This is a genomic window from Sediminicola sp. YIK13 (assembly GCF_001430825.1).
In the GTDB taxonomy this organism is placed as follows: domain Bacteria; phylum Bacteroidota; class Bacteroidia; order Flavobacteriales; family Flavobacteriaceae; genus Sediminicola.
The window spans coordinates 444,105-467,253 of record NZ_CP010535.1 but is presented as its reverse complement, the minus strand read 5'-3'; the positions used below and the strand labels follow the sequence as shown (position 1 = coordinate 467,253).

Below are 23,149 nucleotides of genomic sequence, written 5' to 3'. Positions count from 1 at the left end.
AAACTATACACAAAATAGAGCATATATGAGGCGAAATAAAACAAAAAAATCAGCCTGAAACAATGTCCAAGCTGACTTAAGTGACTGATAATCAGTTCGTGATCGCGCCACGATTCGAACGTGGGACCGTCTGCTTAGAAGGCAGATGCTCTATCCAGCTGAGCTACGCGACCATTGTCGGGGTGGCAGGATTCGAACCTGCGGCCTCCTGCTCCCAAAGCAGGCGCGATAACCGGGCTACGCTACACCCCGAAAACCGACAATGTGTTTGTGTCAATAATTCAAATCAAAAAGAAAAAAAGCGGAGAGACAGGGACTCGAACCCTGGCGACAGTTACCCGTCGACAGATTAGCAATCTGCTCCGTTACCACTCCGGCACCTCTCCAATATTCTTTAAGATCGCGCATATAAAAATGCGGTTGCAAATGTACTTTTTCATATCCTAGAACGCAACTATTTTTTGATTTTTTTTATGGGAATATTTTTCGCCCTTAAAATCTATTCGGGGTACTCAACCCTAAGGTGGTAGATATTAATGAGTTTCTGTTTCAATACCTTCTTTATGGTCTCTATTTCTTTGAAGGTAATATTGGCATTTAAAAACTGATTTGCATTCATTTGGCCCGAAATTATCTTATCCACGAACTCATCAATGATCAAGAAAGTAGGATTTTTAAGACTTTTGGATGCAGCTTCTATAGAATCGGCCATCATTAAAATTGCAGTTTCTTTGGAAAAAGGTATGGGCCCCGGATATCTAAAATCATTTTCGTCCGCCCCTTCTTCCAATTCCATCTGTTTTTTATAAAAATAATAGACCAAAGTGGTTCCATGGTGTACCCTTATAAAATCTATCACACGGTCGGGAAGATTATTTTTCCTGGCAATCTCCACTCCCTCTATAACATGGTCTATAATAATCTTCGCACTGTCCAATGGCTGTAGTTCATTATGAGGGTTCACATTGGTGATCTGGTTTTCTGTAAAATAAGTAGGGTTGTTCATTTTCCCAATATCATGGTACAAGGCCCCTACCCTAACCAACATGGCATTCGCCCCAATCTCATTGGCAGCAGCTTCGGCCAAATTAGCGACCTGCAGGGAATGATGGAAAGTGCCGGGAGCTTTATTGGAAAGCTCCTTTAAAAGCTTGGAATTGGTGTCTGACAACTCCAGAAGGGAAACATCGGAGACCAATCCAAAAATTTTCTCATAGATATAGATCAATGGTTGTACAAAAAGTGTAATCATTCCATTCAACAAAAATAACCCAAATACCAACCAATGAATATTCTCCAAATTGCCTTCATGGATAATATGGAAGGCGAAATAGCCAACCATATAGATAAGGGTGATCTCGGTTACGGAAATAAATAGATTGGCCCTCTTATAGAGCTCAGACACCGTTAGAATGGTTACGATACCCGCCATTATCTGAAGAAATATGTATTCGAAGCTATTGGGAACTACAAATCCCAAGATAAGTACCGTAAGGACATGCACAAACAATCCCAAGCGGGCATCAAAAAAGGTCTTTATTATTAATGGAAGTATACACAAAGGAACCACAAACACATAGGTTTCATCGTACTTGACCACTAAGGTGGTCACAAACACCATCAGTAAAATATTAAAGAAAATAAATGTGACCTTGGTATTGTTCTTAAAGGTTATGGGCCTATATTTTTTAAGGAACAACAAGAGCATCAACAAAACCAGAGCTACCAGTACCGTATATCCGAATAGAATAAAATAATAATTATTGGCAGCCCATAATTCTGATTCATACTCCTCTTTCAATGAATTCAGAATCTTAAAATTATCGGCCTCTACAACCTCCCCCTTAACAATAATGAGCTTCCCTTCATCTATATTGCCACGGGTAGTGGAGAGCTCTGAAAATTCATTCTCCAGCTCCTTTTGGGATAGATTTTCATCATAAAAAACGTTGGGCTTTATGATATTGAAAAATAGTTCTTGATATTCGGGAGTATAATTACTAAGTCCTCTTTTGCTTAAATCCCGATCAACGAGGCCCGAAATATCCTGAAGGCGATAAAAGTCGTCAATATTAACCCGACGGGCTTCATTGCCCTGGACCAAATACAGGCTCTTTTTAGTCGTAATTCCATTGGACTTAAGAACCCCGTTTGCGTAGATTTCGTCAAGAATTTCATAACCCACCTTTTTCAAGGAGGTAAATTGACCCATTTTTAACTTATATCCCGCAAAGATGGTATCGAACTTTCTTTCAAAAGCATAATAGACTTCTTTTTCCAAGTCCTCATCAAAGGCATAATAATCAATGAGGTTGTTCTGAATATTCAGCTTTTCCTTGGCGATTTCCTCGTCCGTTTTTTTGATGGAAAAATCAAATGGGGCGTACAAGTTATCGTACTGCCATGGCTTCCCTTTTTGGAATTCATACTTAAACTTGCCCCCCTTGGGGAAAAAGAATACAACCAAAAAAATGGAGACAGCATATAAAACATACTTATATATGAGTGATTGATTTTTATAAAGCCGATCTAAAAATTTCCTCATATATCTTGGTATCTCCACCAAAAATAGAAAAATATATATTTATAAAAGGCTTTTACCAAGAGAACCATGTTCTTTGCACTTTAATTTATTAATTTCGCAATATCATTTATAAAAATAGTCATGAAAGAAGTAGTTATTGTATCTGTTGCCAGAACTCCCATAGGTAGTTTTATGGGGGCCTTATCCAGTATTGCAGCTCCTAAATTAGGCGCCATAGCCATAAAAGGAGCCTTGGATAAAATCAATCTAGACCCAAAACTGGTCGAAGAGGTTTTAATGGGTAATGTAGTGCAGGCAGGTACAGGACAAGCTCCTGCCAGACAAGCAGCTATTTTTGCCGGAATCCCGGACACCGTGCCATGTACTACTATCAATAAGGTATGTGCCTCTGGAATGAAGACCGTAATGCAAGCGGCTCAAAGTATCGCTTTGGGAGATGCTTCCATCATAGTAGCGGGGGGAATGGAAAACATGAGTTCCATACCGCATTATGTGCATATGAGAAATGGACATAAATTTGGACCTGCCACTTTGATTGATGGCATGCAAAAAGACGGTTTGGTAGATGCCTATGATCAAAACGCGATGGGCACATGTGCCGATGCTTGTGCTACTGAATACCAATTTACAAGGGAAGACCAGGATGCCTTTGCTGTACAGTCTTATGAGAGATCGGCAGCGGCGTGGAAGGCTGGGAAGTTTAATGATGAAGTAGTTCCCGTAGAAGTACCACAACGAAGAGGGGAAGCCATTATAGTAAGTGAAGATGAAGAGTACAAAAACGTTCGATTGGATAAGATTCCAACCTTGCGTCCCGCCTTCTCAAAAGACGGTACTGTAACCGCGGCCAATGCCTCTACTATAAATGATGGAGCAGCAGCATTGATTTTAATGAGTGCCGAAAAAGCAAAAGAATTAAATTTAAAGCCACTTGCGACCATAAAAAGTTATGCCGATGCTGCACAAGAACCAAAGTGGTTCACAACAGCGCCATCCAAAGCACTACCAAAAGCCTTGGCCAAGGCAGGCATTTCACAAGACCAAGTAGATTATTTTGAATTCAATGAGGCTTTTGCAGTTGTAGGATTGGCCAATATGAAAATTCTTGGGTTAACAGATGCAAACGTAAATGTAAACGGCGGTGCTGTTTCCTTAGGACATCCACTTGGGTGTTCCGGCGCAAGGATCATCATCACCCTTTTAAGTGTAATGCAACAGAACAATGGTAAGATAGGTGCAGCAGCTATTTGTAATGGTGGTGGTGGTGCTTCTGCAATTGTATTGGAGAAAAAATAATATATTCCTGTAAAGCAAATCTATGCAATACGGTATTTGCCACCTTAGTATTGTTCCTGTAAGAGCAATTGCCGACGATGTCAGTGAGATGGTCACCCAACTTTTGTATGGGGACCATTTTAAGGTTTTGGAACATCGCAAGCATTGGAGTAGGATCCGCATTGCCTTTGATGCTACCGAAGGCTGGGTCAGCAACAGTCAATTCCTGTTTATTTCAGAAGAAGTTTACCAACAGGCCCATACCAATCCGGAAATAAAAAACACCTCGGATCTCGTTTCCTTTGTAAGTACGGATTCTGATATTCTTATCCCTATAGTCCTGGGATCTACAATCCAAAATATAGATTTAGTTTCCCATCATTTTGAGGGAAACTTTATTGGCGGCATCAAAGAAAAGAGCACGTTATTGGATACGGCCCTTCTTTATTTGAACACCCCTTATTTATGGGGCGGTAAAACACCCTTTGGCATTGATGCCTCTGGCCTTACCCAAATGGTCTATAAAATAAATGGGCATCAACTCCTACGCACTGCGGCCCAACAATCCACTCAAGGTGAACCCCTTAGTTTCATAGAAGAAAGCGAAGCAGGAGATCTGGCATTTTTTGACAATAATGATGGGGTAATTGACCACGTTGGTATCATTATGCAAAACAATTATGTGATCCACGCTCAGGGCAAGGTTCGAATAGATCGCATTGACCATACTGGAATTTTTAACACGGAAACCAGAAGCTACACCCATCAACTCCGCGTCATCAAGAAAATAATATAAATAAAAAAGCCTTCGAAAATTCGAAGGCTTTTTTTTATGTGATGAGTTTAGGAATTATTCTCCCAACAACTTCTTCAGTCTCATGAAGTTTTCATTGTCACCCAAAGCGCCGTAGATGTTCTTCAACTGCGTTAAGATCCCTTGGTTATCAGGGTTTAATTTTAATGCATCTTCCAAAACAGTAGCTCCTTCTCTGAACAGGCTATCCTTCTTTTTCTTAAAGACATCATATTTCGCAATATCGGCCTTGGAGTTACCCAATTTATTCATGTCATCAATCATACTGTTTCCTTCATTCACATAGGTTGTGGATAAATTCAACTGTGCATTGACATAACCTGGATTGATCTCCAATGCTCTTTTGTAAGCATCCCTTGCAGCTTCCATATTCCCTTGTTCCATATTGATTACCCCAATGTTGTAAAAAAGATCTGGATTATCAGGTGCAACCTCAGCAGCTTCAGACATCAAAGCCTTAAATTTTTCCTTGTCACCTAATTTGAAATACAAATTAGCTTCGTTCAAAATTAAGTTTACATCAGTTGGATCGTTGGCCCTAGCATCCTTATAAGCTTCCAAAGCTTTATCATCTTGACCCAATTGCGTATAGATCAATGCAATATTTTTTACGATCTCTGAACTCTTAGAAGGAGTTCTTTCGTCTTTTGGATCTTTGTAGGTTCCTGATTTTACCATTAAATCCCTCTGATTCTTGGCCATCTCCTCAACTTCACCGGTTTCAATGTTGACAGCGGAGTATTTCATTTCGCTACCGTTGTAACCAAGATCCTTCAACTCATTATAGTAGGTAAGCGCTTGCTCATAATGCCCGCCGTTTACCGCACTACTGGCTGCGTAATAAAGATAAATAGTATCTTTTTTGCTCAGATTATAGCTCTTGTATAACTTCTCTCCAGCTTCTTTGTATCGCTTCTCTTGATTGTCAGTTACCGCAGAATTTACCAAATCTGCAGTAATGGCAGTTAGTTTTTGTTGGGCCTCAGCAGTATATTTTTGTTTTCCAGTTTTGGCTTCCAATGCAATTAGATCATTGTATCCCTGAATGGCTGCATCAAAAGCAGTTGCATCACCTTTTTGGGCCAAATCTTTATAAATATTACCTCTCAAAAGATAATATTCCGCTTTCATTTTGTCGTCTGCTCCACCTATCATGCCTGATGCACTTTCAATAGCTGCTTTTGCGGCTATAGCGTCACCAGATTTTAAAGCTTTCTCCGCAGTCTTTATCTCATTTTTCTGTGAAAATCCGACCAAAGAATATGATATGGCCGCCAGTATTAAAATTTTAGTTTTCATTTTAAATGTATTAATAGTTATCGTGTGTTTATTTATTATTCTTCTGTTTCGGTTTCATTAGTATCAAGAGCCGTGCCATTCTCAGGTTCTACCTCAATATCGTTAATATCGGCATCAACAACTTCTTCTTCGTCCTTCATGACCTTGGCCACTGCAGCGATAGAATCGTTTCCTTTAATATTGATCAAACGAACTCCTTGGGTAGCTCTTCCCATAACCCTTAGATCTTCCACACTCATACGTATAGCAATCCCAGATTTATTAATGATCATAAGATCGTCAGAATCGGAGACATTCTTAATGGCAACAAGTCCCCCTGTCTTATCGGTAATGGAAATAGTTTTAACACCTTTACCACCCCTATTGGTAATTCTGTAATCATCGATACTGGAACGTTTACCATATCCATTTTCCGAAACTACAAGAATCTCCTCATCAAAATCATGAACAGAAACCATTCCGATCACTTCATCGTTATCATCTGCCAAGGTTATCCCTCGCACTCCAGAGGCATTTCTACCCATAGGTCTGGTTTTGCTTTCTTCAAAACGAATAGCCTTTCCAGATTTAAGTCCTAAGAATATCTGACTGGTACCGGTAGTTAATTTGGCTTCCAACAGCTCATCGCCTTCCCTTATCCCAATAGCATTGATACCATTTTGTCTAGGTCTTGAATATTGCTCCAAAGAGGTTTTCTTTACAATACCTTTTTTGGTGGCCATGATCACATAATGATTGTTCACATACTCCTCATCTTTCAAGTCTTGGGTACAAATAAAGGCTTTAACAGTATCATCTTGTTCTATATTGATCAAGTTCTGAATAGCACGACCTTTGGAAGTCCTACTGCCTTCTGGAATTTCGTAAACCCTCATCCAGAAACATTTTCCTTTTTGGGTGAAGAACAACATATATTGGTGGTTGGTACCAACAAATAGGTACTCTAAGAAATCTTCATTTCTGGTCGAGGATGCTTTTTGACCAACGCCACCCCTATTTTGGGTCTTGTACTCGGAAAGTGAAGTTCTTTTGATGTAGCCGGCATGGGAAATGGTAATAACCACCTGCTCATCAGGGATCATATCCTCCATGCTTAGGTCACCACCAGCAAAATTTATTTCTGAACGTCTAAGATCACCATATCTTTCCTTCATTTCCAGAAGTTCATCTTTAATGATTTGCATTCTGCGTTCTTTTCTGGCCAAGATATCCCTTAAATCCTCTATGGTTGCCAACACCTCTTCATATTCGGAACGCAATTTATCCTGTTCCAGTCCGGTAAGTTGACGAAGGCGCATTTCAACAATGGCTTTTGCCTGTATTTCCGATAATTTAAATCGTTCAATTAAATTATCACGTGCTTCATCAGCATTTGAGGATGCCCTGATAATAGCAATTACTTCATCGATATTATCCGAGGCTATGATAAGACCTTCAAGTATATGGGCCCTGTCTTCCGCTTTTTTAAGATCGAATTCAGTTCTTCTTACAACAACTTCATGACGATGCTCCACAAAGTAGTGGATCATTTCCTTTACATTCAACAATTGCGGTCTTCCTTTGACCAAGGCAATGTTGTTTACACTAAAGGAGGTCTGTAATGAAGTGTATTTATATAAGGTGTTCAATACGATATTGGGTATCGCGTCTCTTTTCAAGATATATACGATACGCATCCCATTTCTATCGGATTCATCACGAATACTTGAAATACCCTCAATCTTTTTATCATTTACAAGGTCGGCCGTCTTCTTGATCATATCAGCCTTGTTGACCTGATATGGAATTTCGGTGACAATGATACATTCTTTGCCCTGTACTTCCTCAATATTCGCCTTGGCGCGCATTACAACCCTGCCACGACCCGTTTTAAAGGCTTCGACAACACCATCATAACCATATATAATTCCCCCTGTTGGAAAATCCGGTGCCTTGATATGTGTAATCAGTTCATCTATCTCTATATCGTTATTGTCGATGTAAGCAACAGTACCATCAATAACCTCGGATAAGTTGTGTGGCGGCATGTTAGTAGCCATACCAACAGCAATACCTGAAGCCCCATTCACCAATAAATTTGGAATTTTAGCAGGTAGCACAGTGGGCTCCTTTAAGGAATCATCAAAGTTTAATTGATGATCTACGGTATCCTTTTCTATGTCAGCCAACATTTCATCGGCTATCTTACGCATACGGGCCTCCGTATAACGCATTGCAGCTGGACTATCACCATCTACAGAACCAAAGTTACCTTGACCATCTACCAACATGTAGCGCAAACTCCATTCCTGAGCCATACGTACCATGGAATCATAAACAGACGTATCCCCGTGAGGGTGATACTTACCCAAAACCTCACCTACAATTCTAGCAGATTTTTTGTGCGCGCTGTTTGATCTTACACCTAATTCGTGCATTCCGTACAAGACCCTTCGATGCACAGGCTTTAGACCATCCCTTACATCAGGTAAGGCACGTGACACAATGACCGACATTGAATAATCAATGTAGGCAGATTTCATTTCATCATCAATGTTGATTGGAATTAACTTTTCCCCTTCCGCCATATTAAAAAATCGTATATACTAAATTGGTTAAAAAATCATGCCAATATACGGAAAATCAAAGCATACAAGGCATATTAAAGATACTTTATCGAATAATTTATTAACAGTTTGCCTAGTTGATTTAGTTGATAATTTGATTGTTAATTTTTTTGTAAATCTTCCTTTTTTTCGTCACTTAGACCAGTAATATAAAAATATGGGTACGGTATTTGCCTTAGATAGTATTAGATTTACTATTTTTAATGAAGAAAGGAATATTTTATGGATGATAATTTTTCGCCAAGGGTAAAAGATGTAATTGCCTATAGTAAAGAGGAAGCGTTAAGGCTTGGTCACGATTTTATTGGTACTGAGCACCTTATGCTTGGTCTGTTGCGCGATGGAAATGGAAAGGCAATAAGCATTTTGGATGCATTGGATGTAGATTTGGACCACTTAAGAAGAAAAGTTGAAATACTAAGTCCTGCCAACCCCAACCCAGGCAACATACAAAAGGACAAAAAGAACTTACATTTGACTAGGCAGGCTGAGCGCGCCTTAAAAACTACGTTTCTGGAAGCTAAATTATTCCAGAGCTCTTCTATTAACACAGCCCATCTTTTGCTTTGCATTTTGAGAAATGAGAATGACCCAACTACAAAGTTGCTTCACAAACTGAAAGTGGATTACGATGGCGTCAAAGAACAATTCAAATCGATGATAACCAGTGATGATGATTATATAGACACCCCAAGAGCAGAATCTTTCCCCAACGACTCCGATGAGAGCAATGAGGGTAAAGAGGGAACATTTGGTGGTTCTTCGAGCTCACAAAAGGGAAGCAAAAAGTCCAAAACTCCAGTCTTGGACAATTTTGGAAGGGACCTGACGCAAATGGCCGAGGAAAATAAATTGGACCCTGTTGTAGGACGTGAAAAAGAAATTGAAAGGGTCTCACAAATATTAAGTAGAAGAAAAAAGAACAATCCGCTATTGATAGGGGAACCTGGTGTTGGTAAGAGTGCCATTGCTGAAGGCCTTGCCTTGCGGATAATCAATAAAAAAGTATCCCGTATCCTTTACAACAAAAGGGTGGTTACCTTGGATCTTGCATCCCTGGTAGCAGGCACAAAATACCGTGGACAGTTCGAGGAACGAATGAAAGCGGTGATGAACGAATTGGAAAAAAATGACGACATCATTTTGTTCATTGATGAAATCCATACCATTGTAGGTGCTGGTGGAGCTACTGGAAGTTTAGATGCTTCCAATATGTTCAAGCCCGCCCTGGCTAGGGGTGAAATTCAATGTATTGGTGCAACCACTTTGGACGAATACCGTCAATACATTGAAAAAGACGGTGCATTGGAACGTCGTTTTCAAAAGGTGATCGTTGAACCTACAACTGTAGAGGAAACCATAGAAATCCTTAAAAACATCAAAGGAAAATACGAGGATCACCACAATGTCATCTATACAGATGAAGCTATCGTTGCCTGTGTGAAATTGACCAACCGTTATATGACGGATAGGTTTTTACCGGATAAGGCCATTGATGCACTCGATGAGGCAGGATCCAGAGTCCACATCATCAACATGGACGTGCCCAAACAAATCTTGGAACTTGAAAAACAGTTGGAAGATGTTCGCGAATTAAAAAATAGTGTTGTTAAGAAACAACGCTATGAAGAGGCTGCGAAACTAAGGGACGATGAAAAAAGATTGGAAAAAGATTTGGCCATAGCCCAAGAAAAATGGGAAGAGGACAGCAAATTACACAGAGAAACTGTTTCTGAGGACAATGTGGCAGATGTAGTGTCCATGATGAGCGGTATCCCGGTGAACAGGATAGCACAAACAGAAAGTAATAAATTGGCAGAGCTGCCCAGCCTAATTAAATCCAACGTCATTGGACAAGATGAAGCTGTGGCGAAGGTTGCCAAAGCCATACAGCGTAATAGGGCCGGGTTAAAAGATCCGGACAAACCTATTGGCTCCTTCATTTTCCTAGGGCAAACCGGAGTAGGTAAAACCCAATTGGCAAAAGTACTGGCCAAAGAATTGTTCGACTCTGAAGATGCGCTGATACGTGTCGACATGAGTGAGTATATGGAAAAATTTGCTATATCCAGATTGGTGGGAGCACCTCCGGGATATGTAGGTTATGAAGAAGGCGGACAATTGACGGAGAAAGTAAGACGTAAGCCTTATTCCGTTATACTACTGGATGAGATAGAAAAAGCTCACCCAGATGTTTTCAATATGCTTTTACAAGTATTGGATGACGGCTTTTTAACAGATAGCTTGGGAAGGAAGATCGACTTCCGAAACACCATCATTATCATGACCTCCAATATTGGGGCCAGACAATTGAAAGATTTTGGCCAAGGTGTCGGTTTTGGTACTGCCGCAATGAAGGCGCAATCTGACTCACATCAAAAAGGGGTTATAGAGAATGCTTTAAAGAAAGCCTTTGCTCCAGAATTTCTTAACAGAATAGATGATGTGGTTGTATTTAATCCTCTTGAAAGGGAAGACATCCACAAAATCATTGATATTGAGCTTCGCAAATTGTTTGCTAGAATCAAAGACATAGGTTATAACCTAAATCTAACCGACAAGGCAAAGGATTATATTGCAGAAAAAGGATTCGATAAACAATACGGTGCACGACCTTTAAAAAGGGCCATACAGAAATATATAGAGGATGCACTCGCTGAAGAAATCGTTAATTCCAAACTGAATGAAGGCGATAGTATCTATATGGACCTCGATGAAAAGAAAGAAGAGCTTACCATTGACATAAAAAAGGCTGAGGAATCTTCCAAAACTTAAAATTTGTAAGAATTTAAACATAAAGGAGTCGAACAAATCGACTCCTTTTTTTATGTCCAAAAATGTAGGACGTAGGAATAAATAGACAACTTTAGTTCCTACAACACACAATAAACGATATTTAAGCTCTTAATCTAATATTTTTCCCAAAACATAAGCCTTCAACTACTTTCGTATTCGAGCAACACTATAAATAATACGAAATGAAAGTCGGACACACCAAGAAGACTATAATCGTAAGGGAATACCAATTAGAAACAGGAGTAGTACAAGTATTTGACAATTATATGGTCGCCATTTTTGAAGAAGGTGTCACCATGACACTTGAAAGGGCCTTTCAAATTATTGGAATTTCTGAGATTCACTTTAGAGATAAGGATTTTGGCTATATCAGCCTCCGAAAAAACTCTTACGCGATAGATCCTACGGTATACAACTACCTTAGAGAAATGGAAAATCTTAAAGCATTTGCCATTGTTTCCATAAAGGAAATTGATATGCATAATTTTAAGATTGAAAAAATGTTCTACAAAAAACCGATGAAGTTTTTTATAGAATTTGACAACGCCCTGGCTTGGGTAAAAAAGCGAGTAGGGACAAAATAGAAGACTAATTATTCTATTTCCTCCTGCGGACCAGACTCTTCTTGGACATTGAAAAGGTCCAAAAAGGCATCTCCTATAAAATCTATGAGTTCAGACGCCGTCAAGGCCTGATAACCACATTGCTCCACAGCAAGATCCCCCGATCTTCCATGTAAATAAATTGCAAAAACAGTAGCTCTCAAGGAATCGTACCCTTGGGCTATCAGTCCTGTGATCATACCTGTAAGCACATCACCGCTACCGGCTGTGGCCATACCTGGATTACCTGTTGTATTGATATACCCTTTGCCGTTATATAAGGTAATGGTATGGGCGCCTTTTATGACCACTATTATGTCGTGCTGCCTAGAAAAGGCTTGCGCTTTTTCTAATTTTTCAAAATCGTCTTGCCAACTGCCGATCAATCGTTCCAATTCTTTTGGATGCGGGGTCAGTACAGATTGGGCCGGTATCATTTTTAGGAAATCTTTATTCTTGGAGATGATATTGAGGGCATCGGCATCTACCACCAAGGGTCTTTTATTGGAACTTAAAAATTCTTGTAATGCCCCAATCGTAATGTCATCCTGACCAATTCCTATACCCAAACCAATTACTGTAGGTGTGAGCTCAAATTGAATATCCGAAACGAATTTTTCATTGGCATCCGTGATCACCATAGCCTCTGGCAGCGCTGTTTGCATGGGAATATATCCGCATGTAGGAATGTAGGCAGTCAACAAACCACTTCCGGTATTTAAACAAGCGTCTGAAGCTAAAATCACGGCGCCTATTTTTCCATAACTGCCCCCAATAATCAATGAGTGACCATATGTGCCTTTATGGGAAAACTTTTCCCTCGGCCTGTACCAAGGCAAAACCTCGTTTTTACCTATCAGTTCATATACATTGTTCACCGAATTCAAATAATCCTCGTCCAACCCAATATCCAACACCTCCCATTGATTACTAAAAATCCCTGTTTGCGGCAAAAAGAATATCAATTTGGGAGCTTGAAAACTCAGTACATGATTGGCCCTAACAATACTGTCTTTATTATTGGGAGCCTTATCGACAAATAATCCAGACGGGATGTCCACCGAAAGAATAAATGCCCTGGAGTTGTTCAAATGTTGTATCACTTTAATGACCCAATCATCTGGAGTTCTATTAAGGCCAATTCCAAAAACGGCGTCTACAATAATATCTTCCTTATCTATTTTGGGCAATTCATCATTTGGGCCTATAAAATTTGGCCAAATCTTTCGTTCCTTTAATCTGTTCAGGTTTAATAGGAAGTCGTGGGAACGTTTCTCACTATATGTTACCACATGAACGCCAATGAGGTAACCGTGTTCTTGTAAATGCCTTGCCACGACCATCCCATCTCCCCCATTGTTTCCTATGCCACAAAACAAATGTATTTTTACCGGTGCCCCCTGAAGCCTTGAATGCAACCAAGTAAATAACTGTGTCCCTGCACGCTCCATTAGCTCATCACTCGTAATCTGCTGATTAACAATTGTGCTTTTATCAGCTTCATATATCTGTTGGGCAGTAAAAATCTTCATTCCCTAATAATATTTAACAAAAGTTGATGATTTGGTAAAAATATTCCCAATCATTTGATTACCTACTCAAAAATACTACATTTGAGACTTTATAAGACCAATGAATCCTTACAAAACGGACATAACACCATCTTTTTCTTTGTATACCAATGGTAATTTTACAGCCATTGCTACAATCACTATCACCCCTTTGGGGTAAACTGCTATATATTCGTCCGTTCCTATCCCTTTTTATTTCATAAATAAGTTTCATTTTAATATAATACCATAATGAAAGTTTTAAAATTCGGTGGTACCTCAGTGGCCAACGCCAAAAATATATCCCAGGTAAAAAATATTGTTGCTTCCAATGGAGACAAAAAGATAGTAGTCGTTGTTTCTGCCCTTGGGGGAATAACGGACCTACTTTTAACCACAGCCAATTTAGCTTCGGATCAAAACAAGGAATACCGTACATATTTAAAGGAGATAGAGGAGCGTCATATACAAACCATAAAGGAGCTCATTCCGGTCCAATCACAAAGCAAGGTACTTAGCAAAGTGAAAAGCGAACTGAATATCCTGGAAACCCTTTTGGAAGGTGCCTTTTTAATTGGCGAAATCACCCCAAAATTATCGGATAAAATAGTAAGCTTTGGAGAATTGTTATCCTCATATATCATCAGTGAATATTTTGCGTCCGAAAAACTGGATGTAGGGTATCAGGATAGTAGGGAACTCATTAAAACCAATGACAATCACGGAAAGGCAGCTGTAAATTTTGAAATGACCAATGCAAACTGCTTAGCATATTTTAAAGATACTCCCCATACAATTACGGTTTGCGCTGGATTTATAGCTTCCTCCGTCAATGGAAATTCCACCACATTGGGCAGAGGAGGATCTGACTTTACAGCAGCTATAATGGCGGGTGCCCTAAGTGCCGAGGTATTGGAAATATGGACCGATGTTAGCGGTATGTACACCGCAAATCCCAAGATTGTAAAACAAGCTATGGCAATACCCCATATCTCTTACGAAGAGGCGATGGAACTTTCCCATTTTGGGGCCAAGGTTCTATACCCTCCAACGATACAACCCGTGTTGTCCAAAGGTATTTCCATTGTTATAAAAAACACATTCGAACCTGAGGCCGCTGGGACTTTGATCACAAAAAACCAAAATGAAAAAGGCAAAACTGTCAGGGGAATCAGTCACGTAGAAAGTATTGCACTTTTGTCACTGGAAGGACCTGGTATGGTTGGGATTCCAGGTATTTCAAAACGATTTTTTGAAGTGCTTTCCAATGCGGGAATCAGTGTGGTCCTTATTACACAAGCTTCCTCAGAACATTCTATATGTGTGGGAATAGCTTCCAGTGATGCAAAAAAAGCTGTGGCAATTGTAAATGAGGCCTTTGAATATGAGATATCACTTGGTAAAATAAAACCAGTTATTTTGGAAGAGGACCTTGCCATCATAGCCCTTGTTGGGGATAATATGAAAAGTCACCAAGGCCTTAGCGGTAAAATGTTCAGCACCCTAGGAAAAAACAATGTGAATATCAGGGTGATTGCCCAAGGCGCCTCCGAAAGAAACATATCTGCCGTTATTAGTAAGGGCGATGTAAAAAAGGCCCTGAATGCACTGCACGAAGAATTCTTCGAAGAGAATATCAAACAATTGAATCTCTTTGTAATGGGCGTTGGGAATGTCGGTGCTAAATTTTTAAATCAGATTCAACAACAAAAAAAATACCTAAAGGAGTATTTAAAGCTCAATATACGGGTTATTGGCATCAGCAATTCAAGGACCATGGCTTTTGATGAAAATGGCATCTCCCTAAAAAATTGGGAGTCAGTTTTGGCCGAAGGCGAGAAAGCGGATAGCAACAAATTTTTTGAAACTGTAAATTTGCTGAACTACCGCAACAGCATCTTTGTTGATAATACGGCAAGTCCTGCTGTATCCGATAGTTATACTACCTACCTTAGAAACAGCATTTCTGTGGTCACCTGCAACAAAATTGCGTGTTCCTCTGATTACAACAAATACCTGGAACTAAAACAAATGGCCCGTAAATACAATGCGCCATTTTTGTTCGAGACAAATGTCGGCGCCGGATTACCCATTATTGACACCCTCAAAAACTTAATTGCCTCTGGTGATAAAGTAAAAAAAATACAAGCCGTACTTTCTGGTAGTTTAAATTTTGTCTTTAACAACTTCAACGATCAAACTACCTTCCATGATGTGGTACTACAGGCTCAAAAAGAAGGGTATACAGAGCCCGATCCAAAGATTGACCTTAGTGGTATTGATGTGATGCGGAAAATATTGATATTGGCCAGGGAAAGTGGGTATCAATTGGACATTGAGGATATCGAAAACCAATCGTTCCTACCAGAAGAAAGTTTGGCCACCTCTAATAATGATGACTTCTTTGCCTCTCTTGTAAAACACGAAGCCTCGTTCCAAAAAATATTTAAAGAGGCCAGTGAAAAGGATTGCAAGCTTAAATATGTGGCCCAATTTGAAAATGGCAAGGCCAGCGTAGGGCTTCAGCATATTCCCAAAGGCCATGATTTTTACAATCTGGAGGGCAGTGATAATATCGTGCTCTTTTTCACGGAACGCTACCCCAACCAACCTATGATCATTAAAGGTGCAGGTGCAGGTGCGGAAGTGACAGCCTCAGGAATATTTGCAGATATAATAAGGATAGGTAACTTTTAACTATGGAGGCTATTAAAGTATTTTGCCCAGCCACTATCGCCAATGTTTCTTGCGGCTTTGATGTCCTGGGATTGGCATTGGATGCTGTAGGCGATGAAATGGTTGTTCGCAAAACCGCGGATAAAGGCATAAAGATCACAAAATTAACTGGGCAGGATTTGCCAATGGAAACCCATCAAAATGTGGCAGGAGTGGCAGGTCTGGCTCTTCTTGCTGAGAGTGAGTACGATGGCGGTTTCGAAATTGAAATCTACAAAAATATAAAGGCCGGCAGTGGAATAGGCAGCAGCGCCGCAAGTTCCACTGGGGCAGTATGGGCAATGAACCAGTTATTGGGGAAGCCCTTTAGCAACTTGGAATTGGTAAAATTCGCTATGGAAGGAGAACGTTTGGCAAGTGGGGTGGCCCACGCCGATAACGTGGCCCCGGCAATTTTTGGTGGATTTACCTTGGTCCGCAGTTATACTCCCTTGGACATTGTTAGGATCAACAGTCCAAGCCAGTTATTTGCCACAGTAATCCATCCACAAATAGAAATAAAAACATCGGATTCAAGAAAAATTCTCAAGACCACTATTTCCCTGGAAGATGGGATTAAGCAATGGGGTAATCTGGGCGGCCTGATTGCTGGACTCTACACAGAAGACTATGACCTTATAGGCAGATCCTTGGAAGATTTTATTGTGGAACCAATCCGTTCTATTTTAATCCCTGGCTTTGATAAGGTCAAGTCCGAATCCCTATTAGCGGGAGCATTAGGTTGTGGCATATCGGGTTCTGGGCCATCCATATTTGCATTAAGCAAGGGAGAGGCCAACGCCAAGGAAGTTGCCAAAGCCATGCGCAATGTGTATCAAAAAATAGCTATTGATTATGACATCCATGTGTCAAAGATCAATACCGAAGGAATAAAAATTGTCAAGTAACCTCACCACATAACTACTAAACCAGCAATTCAATGAACTTCTATAGTCTCAACAAACAAGCCCCGTCTGTTTCCTTTAAAGATGCAGTAGTACAAGGCATAGCCCCGGATCGTGGATTATATTTCCCAGAGAGCATTACCCCCTTAACGGCTTCTTTCTTTGAAAACATAGAAGACTTGTCCAATCACGAGATCGCCTTTTTGGCCATTCGTCAATTCGTCGGAGATGAGATTCCCGAAGCTAAATTAAAAGAGATAATAGCAGATGTACTCGACTTTGATTTTCCGGTAGTGGAATTGGAAGAAAATGTGGCCACTTTGGAATTGTTTCATGGGCCAACCCTTGCTTTTAAAGATGTAGGGGCACGTTTTATGGCCCGATGCCTTGGAGAGTTTTCTGCCAAGGAAAACAATGAAGTAACTGTATTGGTGGCAACATCGGGAGATACAGGAGGTGCCGTAGCGAATGGATTTCTAGGGGTGAAAGGTGTAAAAGTGGTTATCCTCTATCCAAGTGGAAAGGTCAGTGATATCCAAGAAAAACAACTGACCACCTTGGGGAAAAATATTAGTGCATTGGAGGTAGATGGGACTTTTGATGATTGCCAGAGAATGGTAAAGACTGCCTTTCTCGATGAAGAACTTTTGAAAAATATGCAGCTGACTTCTGCCAATTCCATCAATGTGGCGCGATGGCTACCCCAATTATTTTATTTCCTTTTTGCATACAAACAAGCAAAATCCAAAGGAAAGGATATTGTTTTCTCCATTCCCAGCGGGAATTTTGGAAACATTTGTGCAGGTGTCATGGCGCAAAAATTAGGCATGCCCTGCAAACATTTTATTGCTGCCACCAACGTAAATGATATTGTTCCCAGTTTCATGAAAACGGGCAAGTACGAGCCAAAACCTTCCATCGCGACCATTTCCAATGCCATGGATGTTGGGGATCCAAGTAATTTTATTAGGATTCGCCATTTATACAATGATGATTTTGAGACCATTTCAAAAAACATCTCCTCCTATTCCTTTACGGATGAAGAGACAAAAGAAGCCATGTTGGAGATCTATAATGATTGTTCCTATGTGGCAGATCCACACGGCGCAGTTGGGTATTTAGGACTTAAGAAATATCAGCAAAACCATCCGAATACCTATGGCATTTTCTTGGAGACCGCCCATCCTGTAAAGTTCTTGGACATTGTTGAGGAAACCATCAGGGAAAATATTGACCTTCCTGAAAAGATTGCGAAAATTATGGATAAGAAGAAAAAGGCAATCGCCATTTCCACGTATGACGAGCTCAAAAATTATTTGTTGACGAAGTAATCGCTATTCACCTAAAACCTCTCTTAATCCAAGCTTGGTAGCGTAAAGTTATCCAGAACACTGGGCATTGCCATGGTTTTCTCTATGGCCTCTGTGGTTCTTGGAGCCATCCCAGAAAGGTTGATGGGACCATTCTTGGTGATTAAGATATCGTCCTCGATACGGACCGCAATCCCCCACCATTTCTTATCGCAATCGCTGCCTTCAGGAATGTATATTCCAGGTTCTACAGTAATCACTGTATTTTCTTGAAATGGGCCATAGGTTCCCTTATCATGCACATCAAGTCCCAAATAATGGGACGTTCCATGAGGAAAATATGTCTTGACCTCGCTAGGTGATGAAATGATACCAAGATCGATAAGTCCTTTAGTGACCACTTCCTGCGCTGCCTGTCCCGGAGCTTGGAATGGCGCACCTATTACACTGGCCTTTATCCCTGCCTCCTGTGCATTATAAACAATGTCGTAAATTAGTTTCTGTTCTTTTGAGAATTTTCCATTGGCAGGAATTGTCCTGGTCACATCAGCAGTATACCCGTGGTATTCGGCCCCTAGATCCATCAGGACAAGCTCATTGCCCACTTTTTGCTTGTTATTCTCAATGTAATGCAAAATACAGCCGTTATTGCCACCCCCTACAATGGAAGGATAGCCCTCATACTCTGCTCCATATTTTTTGTAGACATACTCATGAATGCCCTGTATTTCGGTTTCACTCATATTGGGATGCATGGCCTTCATAACTTCGATCTGCCCCACTGCAGAAATTTCAACCGCCTTTTTCAACAAAACCATTTCCTCTGCCGTTTTCGTTTCGCGGAGGGTATTCATAATTTCCTCCAAGAGGATAGAATTTAAATTATTGGATTTCAATTCCAATTTCACCTTTTCCTGGATCTCCTTGCGCTTGCCATTATCCTCCGCATTTACATAACCCGTTAATAACTGATCCGATTTTAAGTCCTCCTGGTAATTCAAATACCTTCCCAATGTCTGGGCCACATTGGCACTGTTTTCAATATCTGTGGAGGTAATCATGCTATAGATCTGCTGCTTTGTCGCATTATAATCCGACGGATAATTCGTTTTTATTTTAAACGTCTTTACCAAATCGAACAGATCTGCAGATCCTCTTAAGTCCCTATAATCATTTTTAAAATCGAAGAACAAAACGTTATCAAAACCCTGAAAATTGATATTCGATTTTTCAAATTCACTCCCATTAAATGCTACATCAAAGCCCAATTTATCCTGAACTCCTTCAACCCCCAGTCTCTTCCCATTCCATTGTTCCGCCCTAGGATCTTTTTCTTGCACATAAACCATTTCATTAAAAATTTTGCCATCGGCCGATGTTTGGTCCTCAGAAAAAATCACCAAAACAGAGTTAGGTTCCTTGTACCCCGTTAAATAATAAAAATCCGGATCTTGATGGTAGATATAATCCACATCATTCGCCCTATTGCGTTCAGCATTTGCAAAAAATACAGCTACACTATTGGCAGGCATTAAATCACGTACCTTTTCTCTTCTCTCTTTATGAAAATCTGCAGACAAAAAATCTGTAGGGGTTTCTTGGGCTGCTAAAAAGGTTATAGATAAAAACAGAAATAGGAAAGAAGAAAGTTTCATTTGATTCAATTTTGAAGCCATGAAAATAAATAATTTAATTGGTTTCTTGACCAATTAGAGCTAAAACAAAGCCTTTTTATCCCTGATCTGCCTATTAACAATACTTTAGATAAAACAATAAAGATCTCCTCTCCCCTATCGATTTATTTTCAATAAATTTGCACCACAAAACCAAACGCATGAAAAGTACAGCACTTACTAAAATACATGAATCATTAGGGGCCAAAATGGTACCTTTTGCAGGATATAACATGCCTGTTTCCTATGAAGGTGTCAACATAGAACACGAAACCGTACGCAACGGGGTTGGTGTTTTTGATGTTTCCCATATGGGTGAATTTTTGATCGAAGGCCCAAATGCCCTAGCTCTGATCCAAAAAGTAAGCTCCAATGATGCTTCCAAACTGGAAATCGGGAAAGCACAGTATAGCTGTATGCCCAATGAAACGGGAGGTATTGTAGATGACCTTATTATTTACAAAATAAAGGACGAGCAGTATTTATTGGTGGTTAATGCTTCCAATATTGAGAAGGATTGGGCGCATATCAGCAAATACAATACTTCTATCAATGCCATCATGAAGAATATCTCAGAAGGATATTCTTTGTTGGCCATTCAGGGTCCAAAGGCCATTGAAGCCATGCAATCCCTTACAGATGTGGATTTGGCAAACATTAAATTTTACACCTTTGAGGTAGCTCCTTTTGCAGGCGTGGAACATGTGATTATTTCTGCTACGGGATATACCGGTTCGGGCGGTTTTGAAATTTATTGCAAAAATGAAGATGCCGAACAGGTATGGAAGCGCGTTTTTGAAGCTGGTGAAGCTTTCGGAATTAAGCCCATTGGCCTGGCAGCTAGGGATACTTTGCGATTGGAAATGGGGTATTGCCTTTACGGTAATGATATCAATGACACCACTTCCCCATTGGAAGCAGGATTGGGTTGGATTACCAAGTTCAACAAGGATTTTGTGAATAGCGAGGCTTTGGCCAAGCAGAAGGAAGAAGGTGTAAAACGTAAACTGATCGCATTTGAATTGAACGAAAGGGGAATTCCTAGGCACGATTATGACATCGTAGATGAAAATGGAACCAAAATAGGAATCGTTACTTCTGGTACCATGTCCCCATCTATGGGCAAGGGAATAGGTTTGGGTTATGTCCCTGTTGAATTGTCCACTATAGGAAGTACCATTCACATCCAAATTAGAAAAAATAGTGTCCCTGCCACAGTAGTGAAATTACCTTTTTATAAAGCCTAATGAACGACTTCCAGGAAATATTGGAACATATTGCCCATGATATTAAATTGGTGAAAGACCGGGGCACTGTTGCTTCTTATATTCCTGAATTGGCACATGTAGACAAAAACAAATTTGGCATGCATCTTATTGATGCAAATGGCAACCATTACGGGACCGGGGATTCAGAGGAAGCCTTTTCCATACAGAGTGTCTCCAAAGTACTCTCCCTCTCCCAAGCCTTTGCCATAATGGGTGATAAACTTTGGGAACGCGTGGATGTGGAACCTTCTGGCGACCCCTTTAACCACTTATCGCTATTGGAACTTGAGCATGGAATTCCTAGAAATCCATTAATAAATGCTGGTGCTTTAGTCATTGCTGACGTATTGATTTCTCATTTGGAAAATCCTAAAGCCGACTTTCTAGCCTATGTACGGAAAATGGCCAATGATCAAAATATAGATTTTGATACCCAGGTGGCCAAGTCAGAAAAAAAATCAGGGTATAAAAACTACGCAGCAGCAAATTTATTGAAGTCATATGGCAACATAAAGAATGACGTGGACGATGTGCTCGACTTCTATTTTCACCAGTGTTCCCTGAAAATGTCCTGCAAACAACTCACAGAGGTGTTTTTCATATTTATGAATAGGGGAAAATGCAGAAGAGGGAGCACCTTTTTGAATATCAACCAAGTAAAAAGGGTGAATGCCATAATGTTGACCTGTGGATTTTATGACGAGGCAGGGGAATTTGCTTTTGAAGTGGGACTTCCAGGAAAAAGTGGTGTAGGTGGTGGTATTGTGGCCCTATTACCGAGTCAGTTTTGCATTGCCACATGGTCACCTGGACTAAATGACAAAGGAAATTCTAAGCTGGGGATGATTGCCTTGGAGAAATTTACCACACAAACCGGTTTATCAATCTTTTAAGTATTGGATACTAAAAAAATTCTCATATTAGGTGGAAGTGGATTCCTGGGCAACGCGCTTTACAAGGAACTGTGCCCCTATTTTGACACTTATGGCACGTATTGTTCCGCTAGGAGGTCATTTGAGGACAATCAGAAGTTTTTTAGATACGATATGCAGGAGGACGACATTGTTCCCTTGTTAGAAAAAATAAGACCAAAATTGATCATTTCTGCTTTGCGGGGGGATTTTGCTTCCCAAATTCAGGCCCATCAACATATGATGGAATATATTGAAAAGAACGATTGTCAAATTTATTTTATATCCTCTGCCAACGTATTTGATGCCTATAGTAAATTTCCTTCTTACGAATACGACAAAACCCTATCCCTAAGTGTTTTCGGGAGGCTCAAAATAAAAATTGAAAACATGTTGCTCAGATTGCCCAAGGAAAAAATGGGTATCATCAGGGTTCCCATGGTCTTCGGCAACAGTTCCCCTAGAATAAAGGAACTTAAGACAACTTTGATGAATCATGAGCCCATTGAGGTTTTCCCTAATCTAATCATCAATGTGACCAATTATGACAAACTGACCCAGCAAATACATTATTTGATCAATAGGAATAAGAGTGGCATATACCATTTGGGAAGCACTGATCTGGTACACCATGAAGATTTCATCAAAGACATAGTGAAAAAATTAGGGCTTTTCAACCCTATATTCAAAAGGGTTTTCACCACCAATGAGGACCGTTTTCTAGCTGTGCTGCCCAAATCGAATACGTTGCCGAAAAACTTACAGGTAAGTTACCAAGATATTATAGACCATCATATTTTTAGTTAGGTATCAATACAAAAAAAGTGTCCGCAAATACGAGCACCTCGTACTTGTAATGCCTAACTTAGTAATCCAAAAA

At 40.1% G+C, this 23,149-nt stretch carries 15 protein-coding genes and 3 tRNA genes; 10 read left to right on the top strand and 8 right to left on the bottom strand.

The window, feature by feature from the left end:
- Positions 1–99: 99 nt before the first annotated feature.
- From SB49_RS02165 to SB49_RS02150, 4 genes are all read right to left on the bottom strand, one after another.
- Positions 100–173, bottom strand: a tRNA-Arg gene (locus tag SB49_RS02165).
- Between the two features lie 4 nt (positions 174–177).
- Positions 178–252: transfer RNA gene (locus tag SB49_RS02160), tRNA-Pro, on the bottom strand.
- Between the two features lie 50 nt (positions 253–302).
- A tRNA-Ser gene (locus SB49_RS02155) sits at positions 303–386 on the bottom strand.
- Positions 387–499: 113 nt separating this feature from the next.
- Positions 500–2,545 (bottom strand): HD family phosphohydrolase, encoded by a 2,046-nt coding sequence (locus tag SB49_RS02150; RefSeq protein ID WP_062053420.1) that lies wholly within the window; start codon positions 2,543–2,545, stop codon positions 500–502.
- 120 nt (positions 2,546–2,665) lie between these two features.
- Between SB49_RS02150 and SB49_RS02145 the strand changes: the two genes are divergently transcribed.
- Both SB49_RS02145 and SB49_RS02140 read left to right on the top strand, forming a co-directional pair.
- A complete protein-coding gene (locus SB49_RS02145) occupies positions 2,666–3,841 on the top strand; it encodes an acetyl-CoA C-acyltransferase (protein WP_062053418.1) in 1,176 nt (391 codons plus the stop codon).
- 22 nt (positions 3,842–3,863) lie between these two features.
- Positions 3,864–4,616 carry a C40 family peptidase gene (locus SB49_RS02140; protein ID WP_062053416.1) on the top strand — a complete coding sequence of 251 codons (753 nt, stop codon included), beginning with the start codon at positions 3,864–3,866 and terminating at the stop codon, positions 4,614–4,616.
- A 54-nt stretch (positions 4,617–4,670) separates the two neighbouring features.
- Here SB49_RS02140 and SB49_RS02135 read toward each other — a convergent pair whose 3' ends face one another.
- Both SB49_RS02135 and gyrA read right to left on the bottom strand, forming a co-directional pair.
- Positions 4,671–5,933, bottom strand: a complete 1,263-nt coding sequence (locus SB49_RS02135) for a tetratricopeptide repeat protein (protein ID WP_062053414.1) — start codon at positions 5,931–5,933, stop codon at positions 4,671–4,673.
- Positions 5,934–5,968: 35 nt separating this feature from the next.
- Complete coding sequence (gyrA, locus tag SB49_RS02130; RefSeq protein WP_062053412.1) at positions 5,969–8,500, bottom strand: DNA gyrase subunit A; 2,532 nt, start codon at positions 8,498–8,500, stop codon at positions 5,969–5,971.
- Positions 8,501–8,761: 261 nt separating this feature from the next.
- Between gyrA and SB49_RS02125 the strand changes: the two genes are divergently transcribed.
- A complete protein-coding gene (locus tag SB49_RS02125) occupies positions 8,762–11,314 on the top strand; it encodes an ATP-dependent Clp protease ATP-binding subunit (RefSeq protein ID WP_062053410.1) in 2,553 nt (850 codons plus the stop codon).
- Positions 11,315–11,517: 203 nt separating this feature from the next.
- Entirely contained in the window at positions 11,518–11,919 is a 402-nt protein-coding gene (locus SB49_RS02120) for a hypothetical protein (protein WP_062053408.1), read from the top strand.
- Positions 11,920–11,927: 8 nt separating this feature from the next.
- On the opposite strand, the gene SB49_RS02115 is transcribed toward SB49_RS02120, so the two are convergent.
- Positions 11,928–13,469, bottom strand: coding sequence for an NAD(P)H-hydrate dehydratase (locus tag SB49_RS02115; protein WP_062053406.1), 1,542 nt, complete (start codon positions 13,467–13,469; stop codon positions 11,928–11,930).
- A 270-nt stretch (positions 13,470–13,739) separates the two neighbouring features.
- Between SB49_RS02115 and thrA the strand changes: the two genes are divergently transcribed.
- From thrA to thrC, 3 genes are read left to right on the top strand one after another with little or no spacing between them, the layout of a single operon-like run.
- Positions 13,740–16,184 (top strand): bifunctional aspartate kinase/homoserine dehydrogenase I, encoded by a 2,445-nt coding sequence (gene thrA, locus SB49_RS02110; protein ID WP_062053404.1) that lies wholly within the window; start codon positions 13,740–13,742, stop codon positions 16,182–16,184.
- Between the two features lie 2 nt (positions 16,185–16,186).
- Positions 16,187–17,110 carry a homoserine kinase gene (locus tag SB49_RS02105; protein WP_062053402.1) on the top strand — a complete coding sequence of 308 codons (924 nt, stop codon included), beginning with the start codon at positions 16,187–16,189 and terminating at the stop codon, positions 17,108–17,110.
- A gap of 32 nt (positions 17,111–17,142) precedes the next feature.
- Positions 17,143–18,438: a threonine synthase gene (gene thrC, locus SB49_RS02100; RefSeq protein WP_062053399.1), complete on the top strand. Its 1,296-nt coding sequence runs from the start codon at positions 17,143–17,145 to the stop codon at positions 18,436–18,438.
- Positions 18,439–18,461: 23 nt separating this feature from the next.
- On the opposite strand, the gene SB49_RS02095 is transcribed toward thrC, so the two are convergent.
- Positions 18,462–20,072 carry an aminopeptidase P family protein gene (locus tag SB49_RS02095; protein ID WP_062058762.1) on the bottom strand — a complete coding sequence of 537 codons (1,611 nt, stop codon included), beginning with the start codon at positions 20,070–20,072 and terminating at the stop codon, positions 18,462–18,464.
- Positions 20,073–20,251: 179 nt separating this feature from the next.
- Between SB49_RS02095 and gcvT the strand changes: the two genes are divergently transcribed.
- Genes gcvT through SB49_RS02080 form a run of 3 tightly spaced genes read left to right on the top strand, consistent with a single transcriptional unit; the run spans position 20,252 to position 23,076 of the window.
- Complete coding sequence (gcvT, locus tag SB49_RS02090; RefSeq protein WP_062053397.1) at positions 20,252–21,337, top strand: glycine cleavage system aminomethyltransferase GcvT; 1,086 nt, start codon at positions 20,252–20,254, stop codon at positions 21,335–21,337.
- On the top strand, positions 21,337–22,251 hold the full coding sequence (locus SB49_RS02085) for a glutaminase (RefSeq protein WP_062053395.1): 915 nt from the start codon (positions 21,337–21,339) through the stop codon (positions 22,249–22,251). The genes gcvT and SB49_RS02085 overlap by 1 nt, the downstream gene beginning before the upstream one ends.
- 3 nt (positions 22,252–22,254) lie before the next feature.
- Positions 22,255–23,076 (top strand): sugar nucleotide-binding protein, encoded by an 822-nt coding sequence (locus tag SB49_RS02080; protein WP_062053393.1) that lies wholly within the window; start codon positions 22,255–22,257, stop codon positions 23,074–23,076.
- Positions 23,077–23,149: the final 73 nt, after the last annotated feature.